Source organism: Paenibacillus faecis (genome assembly GCF_008084145.1).
Taxonomy (GTDB): Bacteria; Bacillota; Bacilli; order Paenibacillales; family Paenibacillaceae; genus Fontibacillus; species Fontibacillus faecis.
Window position 1 is genome coordinate 1 of sequence record NZ_VSDO01000002.1, and the last position, 15,658, is coordinate 15,658.

The following is a 15,658-nucleotide window of genomic DNA, read 5'->3' on the forward strand; positions in this document are numbered from 1 at the left end:
CCTAACTAGTGTGGAGCCGTGGTGTAGAGGCCTAACATGCCTGCCTGTCACGCAGGAGACCGCGGGTTCGAATCCCGTCGGCTCCGCCATTTACATCTTTAGATTTCGCTTATGCGAGCCATTAGCTCAGTTGGTAGAGCACCTGACTTTTAATCAGGGTGTCGAAGGTTCGAGTCCTTCATGGCTCACCAGTTTTATTTTTTATCTTTGCGGACGTGGCTCAGCGGTAGAGCATCGCCTTGCCAAGGCGAGGGTCGCGGGTTCGATTCCCGTCGTCCGCTCCATAATACGCGCCCTTAGCTCAGCTGGATAGAGCGTTTGACTACGAATCAAAAGGTCAGGAGTTCGAATCTCTTAGGGCGCGCCATTTTCTTTATAAGCCGGTGTGGCGGAATTGGCAGACGCGCGCGACTCAAAATCGTGAGGGAAACCGTGGGGGTTCGAGTCCCTTCACCGGCATATATCGGGACGTAGCTCAGCTTGGTAGAGCACCTGGTTTGGGACCAGGGGGTCGCATGTTCGAATCGTGTCGTCCCGATTCAAAAACAGTCATCTTCCGGATGGCTGTTTTTTTATTTGGGGCTTTAGCCGGTTGAGCTCGCGAAGCGTGCGCAGCAAAAACCACTTGCTATGCGGGTGATGTAGTGATCTTTACAGTAAAAAAAACGCCTGATGGGTTCGTGATATTAGGAGTGTTCAATGTTCAAGCTACTGTGTATAACGAAAGGAAGAGGTGGTTTAATGGCCAATGGAAGTGATATGTCACATCCAAAGAGGCGCCTAGTGTGCTTCCAAGCTTCCGACTCCAAAAAGATGCAAATCTGCAGGTATTTAAGCCGATCCTCGAGGGGAAAACGAAAAAAGATGCAAATCTGCAGGAATGTCTAGCGAGTTTAGAGAAACGAGCCGGTTTCGTCGAAAATTCCTGCAGATTTGCAGGAATTTTGAAATTTTTGGCCCCAAACAAGAAAAAAACCTGCACATATGCAGGAATTCTATATTATCGAGGTTGTCTGAAGGGGTACCAGTAATAATCGCACCCCTTCAGGGGTAGTCAAAAGCTGCAGCGGTATAGTAGCTTGAACGTAGTGAAAGCAAGCGCCTTTAGACGCGAGCCGGTAATAAGGCTTATAGCCTTAGAGCAAACCACCCGTTCACACGGGGGGGATTGCAAATATCGAGCCGAGTGACGGAAGTCGGTATATTTCAAGAATCACGAGGTCAAAATATACAATAAAACTCCGATAGAAGGGGATCCTCGTGAATAAATTTCATCCTGTAAAGTGGCTAGAGAAACGTTGGAGAGCCTGGAGGCGTACGATTCTTACCTTCTGTGCTTGCGGTATCGTTGCCTTTATGGCATGGCTCGGCTTGCCGCTTTCCGAACAGATGGAGCGCTTGATGACGGAAGAGCCGCTGGCCTTGGAAACCTTCGGCAGCTGGTATGCCCCGGACGGTGGGCAAGATACCGAACGCTGGCTCGAAGATTTAAGGGGAACGAAGCAACTCCGGATTGTTCATTTGAACCAAAATTACACCTGCGGACAAGAAAGCTCGGTTCTGGGGTTGATGCGGCCCGAGGAGATCGAGACGCTGGCCAAACAGCACCCGGAATGGAGCGGACGTTTGGCCCCCGGCGGCGACGTATGGTTTGACGAACAAGTGCAAGGCATGTCGGATATATGCGAACGCGACGGTTATGTAGGTATTGATAAGAAAGGATACCTTAGCCTTTTTGAAGGACCACCGAAAGAAGAAAAAGTCATCCGAACCTTTTTTCAGTTGGACGTGGAGACCATGGAAAGCGCCCTGCCTACCGAAGTCTTGGAGCAGTTACAAAACGGAATTCGCATCCGGGATATCGAGGAGTACAACAGCGTTTTATCCACCTTTAGCGACTATGCGGTGGAAGCATCCGAAGGAGCCATGAAGCCAGCCGGTGATTAGGGTAAGGACGCAGCCGATTGCGGTTAAAGTAGTAAAGAATTCAGGGACGTTGCGAAGCAGCGTCTCTTTTTTGTTGTACGAGTCCCCTTTGAATTTATATAAAGTTTTTCCTCAACCCCTTCAAACTTTTGTTATAATGAAGTGAATACATATGTTCGCTTTACCGGACATATCCCCGAGGGACTTGTCTTACACAATCCATCGGAGATTCGAATCGAGCAGGTTAGGGAGAGATTGGATTTTGCGCATATTGGGAATTGACCCCGGAATCGCGATTGTCGGTTTCGGTTTTATCGATAAGCAGGGAAGCAAGCTGGTGCCCGTCCAGTACGGCTGCATCCAGACAGAGGCCCATACGCCGGAGGAAGAGCGGCTGCTGCATGTGTATGAGGGCATGGTACAGCTGATCGACAAGTACAAGCCCGATGCGGTCGCTTTAGAGAAGCTGTTTTTTAATCGGAATGTAACTACGGCGATGTCGGTTGGACAAGCTCGGGGCGTGATGGTACTGGCGGCGGTGCAAAAAGGTTTGCCGGTTTCGGAATACACTCCGATGCAAGTTAAACAGGCGATCGTCGGATACGGAAAGGCGGAGAAGCGCCAGGTTCAGGAGATGACGAGAATGTTCCTGAAGCTCCAGGCCATTCCAAAACCGGATGACGTAGCCGATGCGCTTGCCGTGGCTATCTGCCATGCCCATTCCAGCACGCTAAATTCCAAGATAAATGAGGTATTGCGGTCATGATTGATTTTTTACGGGGCCAGGTTGCCCATCTTGAAAGTGAATATATCGTACTCGATGTACAAGGAATCGGTTACCGGGTCTTCTGTCCGAATCCGTATGCCTTTGCCGCCAAAAATCAAGAGATCATCACCGTTTACACGCATCATCACGTCCGTGAGGACGCCATCCTGCTGTTTGGCTTCCCGTCCAGGGAAGAACAACGCTTATTCCGTAAGCTTATTGAAGTGTCGGGGATCGGTCCCAAAGTGGCTTTGGGGATTTTAAGCGGAGGAAATCCGGATACCGTGGTTGCGGCGATTCATCAAGAGAATATTTCGTTTTTGACGAAGCTTCCGGGCATCGGCAAGAAGACGGCTCAGCGGATGATCTTGGACCTCAAGGACAAGCTGGAAGGCATGGGTGGTACCGCCTCGCTGTTTGACCCGGTACCGGCCGCCGTCGTGTCTGTGGAGGGGGTTCCGGGGTGGCCGGAAGCCCGGGAAGGATTAAAGGCGCTGGGATATACCGACGCCGAGCTGGATCGCGTGTGGAATACGTTAAAAGATCAGGTGCATGTGGATGAAGCTGTCGATTCGGTAATGAAAAAGGCCCTCAAGCTGCTGTACGCGGGTTGATCATAGGCTGAAGGAAAGAGGTGCTGACAGATGGAAGACCGAATCATTTCGGCGAATCTGATGATGGAAGACCAAGCCGTGGAGCTGAGCCTTCGCCCTCGCTATTTGGCGGAATATATCGGGCAGGAACGGATCAAGGAAAATCTGAAAATTTATATCGAAGCGGCCAAGATGCGCAAGGAAGCTTTGGATCATGTGCTTCTTTACGGACCGCCGGGATTGGGGAAAACGACGCTCGCGAATATTATCGCCAATGAACTGGGGGTCAATCTGCGGACGACTTCGGGACCGGCGATCGAGCGCCCTGGTGATCTGGCCGCCTTGCTGACGAATTTGCAGGAAGGCGATGTTCTTTTTATCGATGAAATCCACCGCCTGCATCGAACCGTCGAGGAAGTGCTCTATCCGGCTATGGAGGACTTTGCGCTGGATATTATGATCGGCAAGGGGCCAAGCGCGCGCTCTGTCCGACTGGACCTGCCGCCATTTACCCTGGTAGGCGCAACAACCCGCGCCGGACTGTTGTCCGCGCCGCTACGCGACCGGTTTGGCGTAGTGAGCCGCCTGGAGTTCTATACCCGGGATGAACTCAGCTTTATTGTGTCCCGGGGCGCCGACATCCTGGGGATCCCGATCCTGGGGAATGCCTCCGACGAAATTGCGCTCCGCTCGCGGGGAACGCCGCGGATTGCCAACCGTCTGCTGAAGCGGGTAAGGGATTACGCGCAAGTCCGCGGCGACGGCATGATTACGCCGGAAATTGCCAAAGAAGCGCTGGAAATGCTGCAGGTGGATCCGATGGGACTGGATCTCATCGACCATAAGATGCTTCGAGCCATGATCATGAGCTTCCGCGGCGGACCGGTCGGCCTGGATACGATCGCGGCGACCATCGGCGAAGAGAGCCAAACGATTGAGGATGTGTACGAACCGTATCTGCTGCAGATCGGTTATTTGCAGCGGACACCGCGCGGCCGGATGGTCACGCCGGCGGCTTATGCCCACTTGGGCCTGCCTTTGCCGGAACCGCCCAAATAAGGGGGGCTTCCCAGTTCAATCTTCGCAATGGGACAGCAACAGCAACTTGGAGGAGGAGTGCGACATGATGAACAAAACGCCGGGAACGTCCCGGAGACCTTGGGGAAAAGGTCTGTTAGCCGGGCTTTTGCTGGCCGGAGCTCTTCACCTTCCCGCTTCCGCGGATAGCGGGACAGGCGCGAATGTGAGGGTCGCTATGTTCTTGGACTTCGGGGGCACATACAAGTCGGTCGTCCCGGCGGTGACTTTGAAAGCGGAATCCGCTTGGGGAGCCGGGCCGGGGACGGCAGGCGACAACTGGATACAGCTGTCTGCCGGAGAATCCGCCCGCTTCAGCGTTTCCGGATATAAGGTAAAGGTCATGGAGAGCACGGACTGGAATGCGATTGCGGCTGCGATAAAAAAACTGCAAGGAACCGCCGATAAGCCGGTCGCAATACTACAGAAGCAAAGCGGAGGCAACCGCTATCTGATATACACCGGCCCTTACGCAAGCGCGGCGGAAGCCCAGAAAGCCGCGGACCGTACCGCATCTGCCCTTTCCGCCTCGCTCAAAGGCCAAAAGCCTTCCGTGCGCGGCGTTCATTATGCTTCCGCAGGCAATTTCGCCAGCAAGGCGGAAGCGGAAGCGGTGCGCGCTTCCCTGGAGGTGCCGAACGCGGAAGCGTTTGTGGTTCTTACCGGGCCACAGCAATACAGCGTCTGGGCAGGGGGCGCGGCGAACGAGGCCGATCTGGCGGAGTTGAAAGGACAACTGGCCCAGACGGCGCCCCAGCTTTCCTGGACGACGGCAAACACGAGCCAGCCCGCTCTGCTTGTCCATAGCGACGTTACGCTGAACCTGGCGGCGCCCTCGCCGATGGAGCATTTTGAACTTAGCGGAACCGATGCGGCTCTGCGGGTTTGGGATGCGGAGGATTCCTTGATCCAAGTCGTGGAACGATCCAACCGCAAGTACCGCGGTGACTTTGAAATTAGCCGGTACAACGGCCAATTGGCCCTGGTCAACGAAGTCCCGCTTGAGCAATATTTGTACTCCGTCGTGGCCGCCGAGGTTCCTACTTCCTGGCCCAAGGAATCCCTGAAGGCGCAGGCGGTGGCCGCCCGGAGTTACGCGATGTACAACGCCTCCAGCAACCGTTTTAAAGTTGCCGGTTTGGTCGACACGACCTTAAGCCAGGTGTATAACGGAGCGGAAAAGGAAGCGGATAGCGTAAAACAGGCGGTGGACAGCACGGCTGGCGAAGTCCTTATGGCGAACGGCAAAGTGATCGAGGGGATTTTCTCCTCCAACAGCGGCGGGGCCACAGCGGATTCTTCGGAAGTCTGGAACAGCATTGACCCGGTTTTCTCCTATGTGCAGAGCAAGGAGGATCAGGCGGCGCAGGCCGGTTTGAAATCCTGGTACTATGTCATTTTGCCGAACGGAAAGACAGGCTATGTCCGGGAAGACCAGGTTGAATTGACGGGAGCCTCGACGGCGGCCGGACTAAAAAAGCTGACCGCGAAGACCAATTCGGTGATGGTCAGACCGCTGCCGTTGGTTCAATCGGGAGTGGATGCCGTCGCCGCAATCAATGCCGGCGACCAGGCGATCGTGCTGGACAAACAGGTCGAATCCAACGCCTATGCCTGGATTCGGGGCCCCTTCAACTCGGAGCAATTGGAGAAAGCGTTGAAAGGGAAGACGAGCACGCCGGTACCTTCGCCCATCACCAGTCTTGAGGTCACTCAAAGAGGGCCGTCCGGCCGCGCCATCGAGGTCAAAGCCAACGGCCAAGTTATTGACGTCAAATATCCCGATGCTTTACGGTCGGCGTTGAACGGCCTGCCGAGCACCCTGTTTGATATTGTGCCTACCGGGCGTTATACTGTACAAGGTGCGGATGGCGTTGCCGCCAGCAAAGCGGTTTCGGACGGCACTCAAATCTTAGCCGCTTCCGGCTCCAAAAACTTGTCCGGAGGGAACCTCGTTGTGATGGACGGCAAAGGTGCGGCCCGCGTGGTGGATGAGTCCCGGTCGTTCTTGTTTATCGGCAAAGGAAATGGCCACGGACTTGGATTATCCCAATGGGGGGCCAAAGGAATGGCCGATGCAGGGTATGATTATCGGAAAATCTTGCAACACTACTATCAAAATGCGACTATTGTCAAGGAATGAAGCCAATATGAATGTAGATCTGTACGATTTTGAATTACTGGAAGAATTGATTGCCCAGACACCGCTGGCGGAACGTACCGCCTCCCGGCTGCTGGCTTTGAATAAACGCGACGGAAGCATCAGGCATCACTCCGCTTTCTCGGAGATCTTGGAATATTTACAGCCGGGCGATACCCTGGTCCTGAATGACACCCGTGTCATTCCCGCCCGGTTATTCGGGGTCAAGGAGGATACCGGGGCCAAAGCGGAGGTTCTCCTGCTGAAAAATCTGGGAGAAGATCGTTGGGAAGCCTTGGTCAAACCCGGGAAAAAGCTGAGAACCGGAGCGGTCATTCGGTTCGGCGAAGAATTGCAGGCGACGATCGAACAAGAAGGCGAGATGGGCGGTCGCGTGCTGCGTTTTTCTTACCAGGGGATCTTTAACGAAATTCTCGACCGCTTGGGGCAGATGCCGCTCCCGCCTTATATCAAGGAGAAGCTGGATGATCGGGAAAGATATCAGACGGTTTACTCGAAGCATGAAGGTTCGGCGGCGGCCCCGACGGCAGGGCTTCATTTTACGGAGGAACTGCTGGATGAGATTCGGAATAAAGGGGTCGATATTGCTTTTGTGACGCTGCATGTCGGCCTGGGAACATTTCGGCCGATGTCGGTCGACCGTGTCGAAGAGCATGTGATGCATGAGGAGTATTACGTTTTACCCCAAGAAACCGCGGATCTCTTGAACGCGACGAAGGCGAGAGGCGGCCGGATCATCGCTGTCGGAACGACTTCCGCACGGACGCTGGAAACGGTGGCGCAGAAATGCGGGGGCGGTCCGGTGGTCGAAAGCAGCGGTTGGACCGGAATCTTTATTTATCCGGGTTATTCATTTGGACTGGTTGATGCGCTGATTACAAATTTTCATCTTCCAAAGTCCACGCTGGTTATGCTGGTCAGCGCCTTAGCGGGCCGGGAGACGATTTTGCGGGCTTACCGGGAAGCGGTTGAGCACAGATATCGGTTCTTCAGTTTTGGAGACGCGATGTTTATTTACTAATGCTACAAGAGGATGGATGATAAATGGCAGCAGCGATTACTTATGAGCATATTAAAACCTGCAAGCAATCGGGAGCGAGGCTTGGGCGTGTGCATACCCCCCACGGCAGTTTCGATACCCCCGTCTTTATGCCTGTCGGAACGCAGGCCACCGTCAAGACGATGAGCCCGGAAGAGCTTAAGGAGATGGATGCGCGAATTATTTTAAGCAACACGTATCACTTGTTCCTTCGTCCCGGGCATGAAATCATTCGTGAAGCGGGCGGGCTGCATAAATTCATGAACTGGGATCGCGCCATCCTGACGGACAGTGGCGGATTTCAGGTGTTTTCCCTGAGTGAAATGCGCAAAATTACGGAGGAAGGCGTTCATTTTCGTTCGCACCTTAATGGAGACAAATTGTTTCTTTCCCCCGAGGTAGCCATGGAAATCCAGAACGCGCTGGGTTCCGATATTATGATGGCCTTCGATGAATGCCCGCCCTATCCGGCGGACTACGAGTATGTGAAGAAATCCCTGGAGCGGACAAGCCGCTGGGCCGAACGCTGCCTGAAGAGCCATGCCCGTCCGCATGACCAAGGGCTGTTTGCCATTGTTCAGGGCGGCATGCATGAAGACTTGCGCAAGCAAAGCGCCAAGGATTTGACTTCCCTTGATTTTCCGGGGTATGCTATTGGTGGACTGAGTGTGGGTGAACCGAAGCATCTGATGTACGAAGTGTTGGATTATACGGTACCTTTGCTGCCGACGGACAAGCCCCGTTACTTGATGGGGGTCGGATCTCCGGATGCGCTGATTGAAGGTGCGATTCGGGGCGTCGATATGTTTGACTGCGTATTGCCGACACGGATTGCCCGCAACGGCACCACGATGACGAGCCAGGGAAGACTGGTCGTCCGAAACGCTCAGTATGCCAAAGACTTCGGACCACTGGACCCGGAATGCGATTGCTACACCTGCCGGAATTATTCCCGCGCTTATCTTCGTCATTTGATCAAAGCCGACGAAACGTTCGGACTCCGGCTGACTACATATCATAATCTGCATTTCCTGATCAAGCTGATGGACAATGTCCGCCAGGCGATCATGGATGACAGATTGCTGGACTTCCGGGATGAGTTTTTCGAAAAGTACGGTCTTTTTGGCAATGAAAAAGGTTTTTAAACAATTCGGATATGCCATGAAAGGGGGAAAAATGGGATGTTCCAACAATTTTACGCGGCAACGTCAACGGCCGGAGCACCGGGAACAGGGGGACTGCTTTCGTTTATCCTGCCGCTCGTTATTATGTTTGCCGTGTTCTACTTCTTGCTGATCCGTCCTCAGAAGAAAAAACAGCAAACCCGCAATACGATGCTTAACGCGCTCCAAAAAGGGGATAAGATCGTGACGATCGGCGGCCTGCACGGGACGATTGTTGAATTGACAGACGATACGGTTGTCATTCGCGTCAACGATGTGACCAAAATGACGTTTGACCGCAATGCCATCAGCCACCGGGTGGATGAAAAGGCCTAAGCGCGTACGGGATCAAATCAAAAAAGAACCTGAAGTTTATAACTTCAGGCTCTTTTTTTTGACCTAGGAAGATAACGAATCCGGGCTTCGGTCGAGGGAACAGGCCCATTTTATGCCCAGCCCGGAAGCCAAAGTGGCCAGAAGCAATCCGCCGATCATATCCGTAAACCAGTGAATGCCCAAATAAAAAATGGAAAAAACAATCACCGCTGCGCTTCCCGTAGCCGCGATCGCCCAGCTCCGGTTTCCCGAACGGATCGCCAGGATGGCCATGGAAACCGAAATCGATGTATGCAGGCTGGGAAAGCAGTTGTTGATACCCGACAACGGACGGTACAGCTCGTTGAATTTCGGAAAAGCCTCCAACATGTAAAACGAAGCCCCCGATGGCGGGTAGGACCATACTTCGTTGACCGGAAACAGCGCGTAAAAGGGGAGGGCGACCAGATAATTCAGCATCACCGTACAGCAAGTGGCATATACGAAGAGCCGCCGGCCGTCTCCCGCATAGATAAACAGCGAGGCTAAAATAAGCGCTTGAAATACGACCAGGTAAAAGAAGGATACGACCAAAGTCACTCCCTGGGCATGAAAAAGCTGCTGAAAAAAGGCAACGAAGTGGCCCTCCAGTTGGAACACCCAGGGCGTAAAATCGGCGGAATAGCTGTAATTTTGTTCCCAGGTCAATTCCAGACTGTTTAGGAGCAGCACGCCCACCATCAGCGCCACCACGAGAAGCATTCTTCGGGATTTGACCAACAAGCTTAACAAAGCGGATACCGCGGCCCATAAAGAACGGGTGCAGCATAGCGTGACAAAAAGAAGAAATACCGCCGCCGTTAGCCAGGAAATTGTAGACATTGAATGAAACTGCACGACCAAGCCCCCTACTAGATAACATCATCACCTATGAAAGATTACCATAGCAGAGAGACGGGAAGTTTGCAGTTCCGTTACTTTTTAGCAAAGTTTACGCCAAAAACCCCGCCGACCGCACCCAGGAACAGCGAAGGGATGAGCAGTGCAAACTCCCGCACGCCCAGGGCATTGTCCAATGCCAAAAAACTGACAAGGAGCAACAGCAGCCCGTACAGCACACCTGTGAGGGAGCCTTGGTACAATCCTTTTTGCCTGGCTTTTTTTCCGGAAACCACCCCTCCGGCGACCAGGGAAATACCGTGTACCAGATAGGTATACAAAGTGAGATCCTCTTCTTCCAAAATTCCCGATTGCAACAGCAACGATAAAATTAGGGCACCGATCATCATCCACAAAAAAGCGTGCCATAACCCGGACAAGGTAGGGTGAGAAAGGCGGAAGGCGAATATACGGCGAATGAGATGCATGGCAAGACCTCCATTCGATATTGATAACCCATTTTATGGCCAAGCCGGGCCCGTTATGACTGGCCGTCCAAAAAATCAGGAATATATTGTTTGGCATGTAAGCGGGAAGCAAAAGCCAGAATACAAGTACGCCCCATACTTTGGTGTAATGACGGGAGGGAACAGGCTATGGCCGGGCATTGGACACATCTGGTACTTGTCGTTTCTCGGACGCTGCTGATGTATGTATTGGTTTTCGGAGTGATGCGGATTATGGGCAAAAGAGAAATCGGTCAGCTGTCCATTTTTGATCTGGTCATTTCGATTATGATCGCGGAGATTGCGGTCTTCGCTCTGGAGGATCTGAAACGCCCTCTATTTGAAGGAATCGCACCAATGATTACGCTGCTGCTCATCCAAATCAGCATCGCCTTCCTTTCCCTGAAATTCCGCAAGGTTCGGCTTTGGTTCGACGGCGAGCCGAGCGTCATTATTCGCAACGGGGATATCAATCAAAAAGAAATGAGGAGGCAGCGCTACAATCTGGACGATTTATTGATGCAGCTGCGTTCCCAAAATATAGACAGCGTGGCCGATGTGGAGTTTGCCGTGCTGGAAACGAGCGGCAAGCTCAGCGTGCTGCCGAAGGATAAAACACAGGCTGGCGAACAGCCCACAAAAGAGGGGAAGAGCAAGGAATCGGAATTCCCGTCACTCGTCCCCAAAGTAAAATACGAAGCTCTACCCCTGCCGCTGATTTTGGACGGAAAAGTGGACGATCACAATTTGAAACGAATCGGCAAAACCCGGTTCTGGTTGAAAAATCAAATTCAGGCCAAGGGAATCACCGATTTCAAGGATGTTTTTTTCTGTTCGATCGATCACAGGGGCAGATTTTACATCAACCGAAAGAAAGAGGATTAGAACATTTAGGCCTTGAACCATCTCCGGAATAAGGGGAGACGCTTCAAGTCGTGTAAATCCACGAGTCCCAACAACCCGGATAAGATGAGGTATAGGATGCCGGAAAGCGAAACGGATGCCAGAAATTGAACTCCTTCGCCGCCGCCCATGGGAACTTCGTGATAGAGATAGGAGGCGGCCCCGGCCATGATGATCATCGCGCAAACGACTTTGGCCAGATCGAGCAGCGGCAGCCGGTAATTTAACGCTTTGGCGACGCTTTGGCCATGAAGCAAAGTGACGATCACAAAGTTGACGATGATGGCCAGAATGGCTCCATAGATGCCCAGCGTCGGGTTGGATGCGAGATAAAAAATGAGAATGATCTTAACGATCGCCCCGATCAGCGTGTTGACGAGAGCCCGCCCCGGCTTATCCAGAGCTTGAAGCGTGGCCTGCAGCGGGGTCTGAACGTAGAGGAGCAGGGCAAAAGGGGCCATTATTTTCAACATGCCCGCAATTTCTCCGTTATTGTAAACCAATTCGCAAAGCGGCCCGGCCAAAACATACATAATCGCGGCAAAAGGGGCTCCGGTGACGAGCGCAAGCCGGATGGATTGATGCAGCCGCAAATGAATCGTCCGATGATCCCCCCGGGCTTGCGCTTCGGCCAAGGAAGGAACCAGGGACACCGCCAGGGCGGAGGTCAAGGCTCCCGGCAGCAGGAGCAGGGGAATAACCATGCCCTGCAGCGCTCCATATTGGGCGGTGGCCACCGCGGTAGCGATTCCGGCAATGGCAAGACTCTGTGCGGTGGTAATGGACTCCAGCAAATAGGATAACGATCCGACCAATCGACCGCCGGTAACCGGGATGGCGATACGCAAAATTTTGCGGAGCGTTGCGGAAAAAGTCTTGTACTTCTCCCCGATTCCGGAGGAAGGTTCGGAAGCTTCAAGAGAACCAGAGGAACCGTTCGTGCCCGGTTCCCGCCGTTTTAGGCGGCGATACTGCCATAGCAGAACCGCCATCCCGGCAATTTCGCCGACAACGACGCCCAGCATGGCGCCGGCGGCGGCATATTCAACGCCCATCGGCAGCAGCAGAAAGGAAAACCACAGGACGCAGATGATCCGGGCTACGGTTTCCAGAATGGAAGATACGGCTGAAGGGATCATGTCCTGCTTCCCTTGAAAATAGCCGCGGAATACGGACGAAACGGCTACGATGACGATCATCGGGCTCATGGCCAGGAAGGTCTGGTAAACCCGCGGATCCGTCAAAATGTAGCGCGTGACTAAAGGAGCCAAAGCGACGCACAAGACCGTAAAGAACAACCCGGCTCCGGTCGCGAAAATCAGGCTTGTACGCAGGATGGCTTTGGAGCGTTCGGGGGTGCCGGCCGATTCCGCCTCGGCCACCAGCTTCGCGACAGCAAGGGGGATTCCACCGGCGATCAGCGTGACGATCACGAGAAAGAACGGGTAACCGAGCTGGTAGAGCCCGACGCCCTCGGCTCCGATCACCCTGGGCAGCAATATTCGCGGTATAAACCCGAGTATGCGGTTGACTATACTAGCGGCCAGCAGTATCATCGTGCCCTGGATAAAGGTCTGTTTATTCAAATGGATTCCCTCTCTCCTTATTAAGCGATCTTGCGGTGGATGCAAGACCCGCGGTTGTTAATAACCATATGCCGGTCCTGTCCCACTTCATGACTTGTCTTTTTTGGTCTTTATGCAGGAATCCAAAAATTAAGGTAGAATGTAATAAGACGGGGAGATGGAAGGAGGCATCACGATGGCTGAAGATGAAATGAGCGAGAAGCAGTTGAACGAAGCGATCGAAAGCCTTTGCGTCAGCAAAGCGGAGGAATTTCGGTTAATCGGCTATGAACAGGTCACCGGCCGGGACATCTGGGAGTGCGTCAGCCAGAAATACGAGAAAGAAGGCTTCCCTCCATTGTATCAGTTAGTGAATGATATCCTTTCTTTGAAAGCGACCCAGTTTATGAACTATTTGACGATTTCCGCATTTCGTGGATCCCGTTTCTGATGAAAGGGGTCTTTTTTGTGATGGAATTTTAACCACTGTTTAAAAACCGACAAAATTTGATAAATTGACGCTCATTTCCGGCATGGCTATAATAGGACTATTGAGAACTGAAAGGGGAAGTAAGCACGGGATGAAAAGAATCTTCGCATTCGTAACCGTCGTGGTTGTGATTTCCGGCATTATGGCCTGGTCAACCCCCGGACTGCTGAAAAGTGTGCATCTCGGACTGGATCTGAAGGGCGGGTTCGAGATTTTGTATGAAGCTTCGCCGATGGAAGGCGGGGAAAAGGTATCCAGACAATCGCTGTTAAAAACCGCCCAGAGCCTGGAAGACCGGGCCAATAAGCTGGGAACCAGCGAACCTGAAGTAACGACGGAAGGGACGAACCGCATTCGTCTTAAACTGGCGGGTGTGACCGATGAGGCCGAGGTTCGCAAGCTGATGAAGGAGCCGGCTTCTCTTACGTTCCGGAGCAAGGATGGAACGGAAAAATCGGAGAACGAATACAACAAGATCGAAATGGTCGGGACGGATTTTGTGGAGAACGCGGCCAAGCTGGAGCTCGGTTCCATGAACGAGCCGATCGTTGCTATCAAAGTCAAGGACAAGAAGAAATTTGCCGAGATTACGGAGCGTTTACTCGGTAAGCCGCTCGCGATTTACATGAACGATAAGATGATTTCCGACCCTATCGTACAAAACGTGCTATCGGATGGTACCGCCACAATCACCGTGGGCGGGGACCGCAAGAAAGCCGAGGAACTTCGCGATGTCATCAACCTTGGCGCGTTGCCGCTGAAGCTGACCGAGAAATATACGCAAAGCGTCGGCGCTACGCTGGGCAAGCAATCCCTCGATAAGACGATTGAAGCCGGATTGATTGCTTCCGCTTTTATTTTGCTATTTATGGTGGGGATGTACCGGGTTCCCGGTCTGATCGCCGCCTTCACGCTGATCGTTCACACGTGGCTGTTAATTCTAGTCTTTGTCTGGGCGGATTTCACGCTCACCCTGCCGGGGATTGCGGCACTAATACTCGGGGTCGGCATGGCGGTTGACGCCAACATTATTACCAACGAACGGATTCACGAAGAAATGAAGAACGGAAAGAGCGTCATGTCCGCTGTCAAAGCCGGGGACAAGCATTCCTTCCGAACCGTTATGGACTCTCAACTTACAACGGTAATCGTTGCGGCCGTCATGTACTGGTTCGGTACCGGCGCGGTTAAAGGCTTTGCGCTGGTCCTGATCGTAGAGATCGTACTGAGTATCGCTACGAATATCTATCTCTCCCGCTTCCTGTTGAACCTGCTGTTAAAAGCCGGTAAACTGTTGAAGCCGAAGTACTTCGGTGTAAAGGAGAGTGAAATTCGTGAGCTTTAAAAACTTGAACTACGTGCATCTTAGTAAATATTTTTATATATTCTCGATTGCTCTGACCCTGGCCGGTATTATTTGCTTGTCCGTATTCGGGCTGAATTACAGCGTCGACTTCCGGGCCGGCTCCAACGTGGACATCACGCTGAGCAAGGGAATCACCGCGGAGCAAGTCCAGCCGATTCTGGACAAGCTGAAGATCGCGGATGAAGCGAGCATAAGCCCTGGTGAGGAACGGATGAACATCCGGTTTACCCAGGTTTTGAATGAGGATCAGGAAATGAAATTGAAGGGGGAAATTTCGAAACTCGATGAAAAAGCCTCCTTCGAAGTGAATACGGTAGATCCGGAAATGGCCAAGGAATTGGCGCGCAACGCGATTTATGCCGTCCTGATCTCCTGTCTGGGCATTATCGTTTATGTCAGCATCCGTTTTGAATGGAGATTTGCCGTAGCGGCGATTATCTCCCTGCTGCATGACGCGTTTATGGTGGTTGCGGTGTTCTCGATTTTCCGCTTGGAAGTCGATTTGACCTTTATCATCGCCGTTTTGACGATTATCGGCTATTCGATCAATGATACGATCGTTATCTTTGACCGGATCCGCGAGAACCTGCGTTTCAGCAAGCTGAAAAACCGCCAGGACCTGATCGAGCTGGTCAACCGAAGCGTTTCGCAGACCATTATGCGTTCGATTTACACCGCCTTGACGGTATTTGTGGCCGCCTTCTTCCTGTTCCTTCTCGGTGGAGAATCGATCCGCATGTTCTCGTTGGCGATGGTTATCGGGCTGTTGTTCGGGGCCTACTCCTCGATCTTTATCGCAAGCCCGTTGTGGTTCGTTTTGAAGAGCAAGCAGAAAAACAAGCCGGCCAAAGCGTCCTAAGAGGCCACTTTGCCTTTTGTTCGGTATGATAGAGCCGCGTCGAATGATGA

General features: G+C 52.7%; 15 protein-coding genes and 6 tRNA genes. 18 read left to right on the forward strand and 3 right to left on the reverse strand.

The features are described 5' to 3' along the window. Positions 1 to 12 precede the first annotated feature (12 nt). The 14 genes from FRY98_RS07950 to yajC all read left to right on the forward strand — a co-directional run bounded on the left by FRY98_RS07950 (position 13) and on the right by yajC (position 9,061). Positions 13 to 89 (forward strand) — tRNA-Asp (locus FRY98_RS07950). Between the two features lie 26 nt (positions 90 to 115). Continuing rightward, a tRNA-Lys gene (locus FRY98_RS07955) sits at positions 116 to 191 on the forward strand. Positions 192 to 209: 18 nt separating this feature from the next. Beyond that, positions 210 to 284 (forward strand) — tRNA-Gly (locus FRY98_RS07960). 6 nt (positions 285 to 290) lie between these two features. Then, positions 291 to 367: transfer RNA gene (locus tag FRY98_RS07965), tRNA-Arg, on the forward strand. A 12-nt stretch (positions 368 to 379) separates the two neighbouring features. After that, positions 380 to 459: transfer RNA gene (locus FRY98_RS07970), tRNA-Leu, on the forward strand. Positions 460 to 464: 5 nt separating this feature from the next. Then, positions 465 to 538 (forward strand) — tRNA-Pro (locus tag FRY98_RS07975). A 722-nt stretch (positions 539 to 1,260) separates the two neighbouring features. Continuing rightward, a complete protein-coding gene (locus FRY98_RS07980) occupies positions 1,261 to 1,947 on the forward strand; it encodes a BofC C-terminal domain-containing protein (RefSeq protein WP_225039179.1) in 687 nt (228 codons plus the stop codon). Between the two features lie 241 nt (positions 1,948 to 2,188). After that, positions 2,189 to 2,692, forward strand: a complete 504-nt coding sequence (gene ruvC, locus FRY98_RS07985; protein WP_148451251.1) for a crossover junction endodeoxyribonuclease RuvC — start codon at positions 2,189 to 2,191, stop codon at positions 2,690 to 2,692. Continuing rightward, positions 2,689 to 3,306, forward strand: coding sequence for a Holliday junction branch migration protein RuvA (gene ruvA, locus FRY98_RS07990; protein WP_148451252.1), 618 nt, complete (start codon positions 2,689 to 2,691; stop codon positions 3,304 to 3,306). The genes ruvC and ruvA overlap by 4 nt, the downstream gene beginning before the upstream one ends. Positions 3,307 to 3,336: 30 nt before the next feature. Beyond that, positions 3,337 to 4,344 (forward strand): Holliday junction branch migration DNA helicase RuvB, encoded by a 1,008-nt coding sequence (ruvB, locus tag FRY98_RS07995; RefSeq protein WP_148451253.1) that lies wholly within the window; start codon positions 3,337 to 3,339, stop codon positions 4,342 to 4,344. A 64-nt stretch (positions 4,345 to 4,408) separates the two neighbouring features. Beyond that, entirely contained in the window at positions 4,409 to 6,505 is a 2,097-nt protein-coding gene (locus FRY98_RS08000; protein WP_148451254.1) for a SpoIID/LytB domain-containing protein, read from the forward strand. A 7-nt stretch (positions 6,506 to 6,512) separates the two neighbouring features. Then, on the forward strand, positions 6,513 to 7,544 hold the full coding sequence (gene queA, locus FRY98_RS08005; protein WP_148451255.1) for a tRNA preQ1(34) S-adenosylmethionine ribosyltransferase-isomerase QueA: 1,032 nt from the start codon (positions 6,513 to 6,515) through the stop codon (positions 7,542 to 7,544). Positions 7,545 to 7,567: 23 nt separating this feature from the next. Beyond that, the gene (gene tgt / locus FRY98_RS08010; protein ID WP_148451256.1) at positions 7,568 to 8,707 is read left to right on the forward strand and encodes a tRNA guanosine(34) transglycosylase Tgt; all 1,140 of its coding nucleotides are present in this window, start codon (positions 7,568 to 7,570) and stop codon (positions 8,705 to 8,707) included. Positions 8,708 to 8,743: 36 nt separating this feature from the next. Further along, positions 8,744 to 9,061 (forward strand): preprotein translocase subunit YajC, encoded by a 318-nt coding sequence (gene yajC / locus FRY98_RS08015; RefSeq protein ID WP_148451257.1) that lies wholly within the window; start codon positions 8,744 to 8,746, stop codon positions 9,059 to 9,061. Positions 9,062 to 9,124: 63 nt separating this feature from the next. Here yajC and FRY98_RS08020 read toward each other — a convergent pair whose 3' ends face one another. Then, the gene (locus tag FRY98_RS08020) at positions 9,125 to 9,937 is read right to left on the reverse strand and encodes a phosphatase PAP2 family protein (protein ID WP_148451258.1); all 813 of its coding nucleotides are present in this window, start codon (positions 9,935 to 9,937) and stop codon (positions 9,125 to 9,127) included. Positions 9,938 to 10,014: 77 nt separating this feature from the next. Further along, positions 10,015 to 10,407, reverse strand: a complete 393-nt coding sequence (locus FRY98_RS08025; RefSeq protein ID WP_148451259.1) for a TIGR04086 family membrane protein — start codon at positions 10,405 to 10,407, stop codon at positions 10,015 to 10,017. Between the two features lie 168 nt (positions 10,408 to 10,575). Between FRY98_RS08025 and FRY98_RS08030 the strand changes: the two genes are divergently transcribed. After that, a complete protein-coding gene (locus FRY98_RS08030) occupies positions 10,576 to 11,310 on the forward strand; it encodes a DUF421 domain-containing protein (protein ID WP_148451260.1) in 735 nt (244 codons plus the stop codon). A gap of 5 nt (positions 11,311 to 11,315) precedes the next feature. Here FRY98_RS08030 and spoVB read toward each other — a convergent pair whose 3' ends face one another. Beyond that, on the reverse strand, positions 11,316 to 12,914 hold the full coding sequence (gene spoVB / locus FRY98_RS08035) for a stage V sporulation protein B (RefSeq protein ID WP_148451261.1): 1,599 nt from the start codon (positions 12,912 to 12,914) through the stop codon (positions 11,316 to 11,318). Between the two features lie 175 nt (positions 12,915 to 13,089). Here spoVB and FRY98_RS08040 point away from each other — a divergent pair, with 175 nt between their 5' ends. From FRY98_RS08040 to secF, 3 genes are all read left to right on the forward strand, one after another. Beyond that, positions 13,090 to 13,344, forward strand: a complete 255-nt coding sequence (locus FRY98_RS08040) for a post-transcriptional regulator (protein ID WP_148451262.1) — start codon at positions 13,090 to 13,092, stop codon at positions 13,342 to 13,344. Between the two features lie 130 nt (positions 13,345 to 13,474). Further along, positions 13,475 to 14,728, forward strand: coding sequence for a protein translocase subunit SecD (secD, locus tag FRY98_RS08045; RefSeq protein WP_148451263.1), 1,254 nt, complete (start codon positions 13,475 to 13,477; stop codon positions 14,726 to 14,728). After that, on the forward strand, positions 14,718 to 15,608 hold the full coding sequence (gene secF, locus FRY98_RS08050) for a protein translocase subunit SecF (protein ID WP_148451264.1): 891 nt from the start codon (positions 14,718 to 14,720) through the stop codon (positions 15,606 to 15,608). Before secD ends, secF begins: the two co-directional genes overlap by 11 nt. The last annotated feature ends 50 nt before the right edge of the window (positions 15,609 to 15,658 follow it).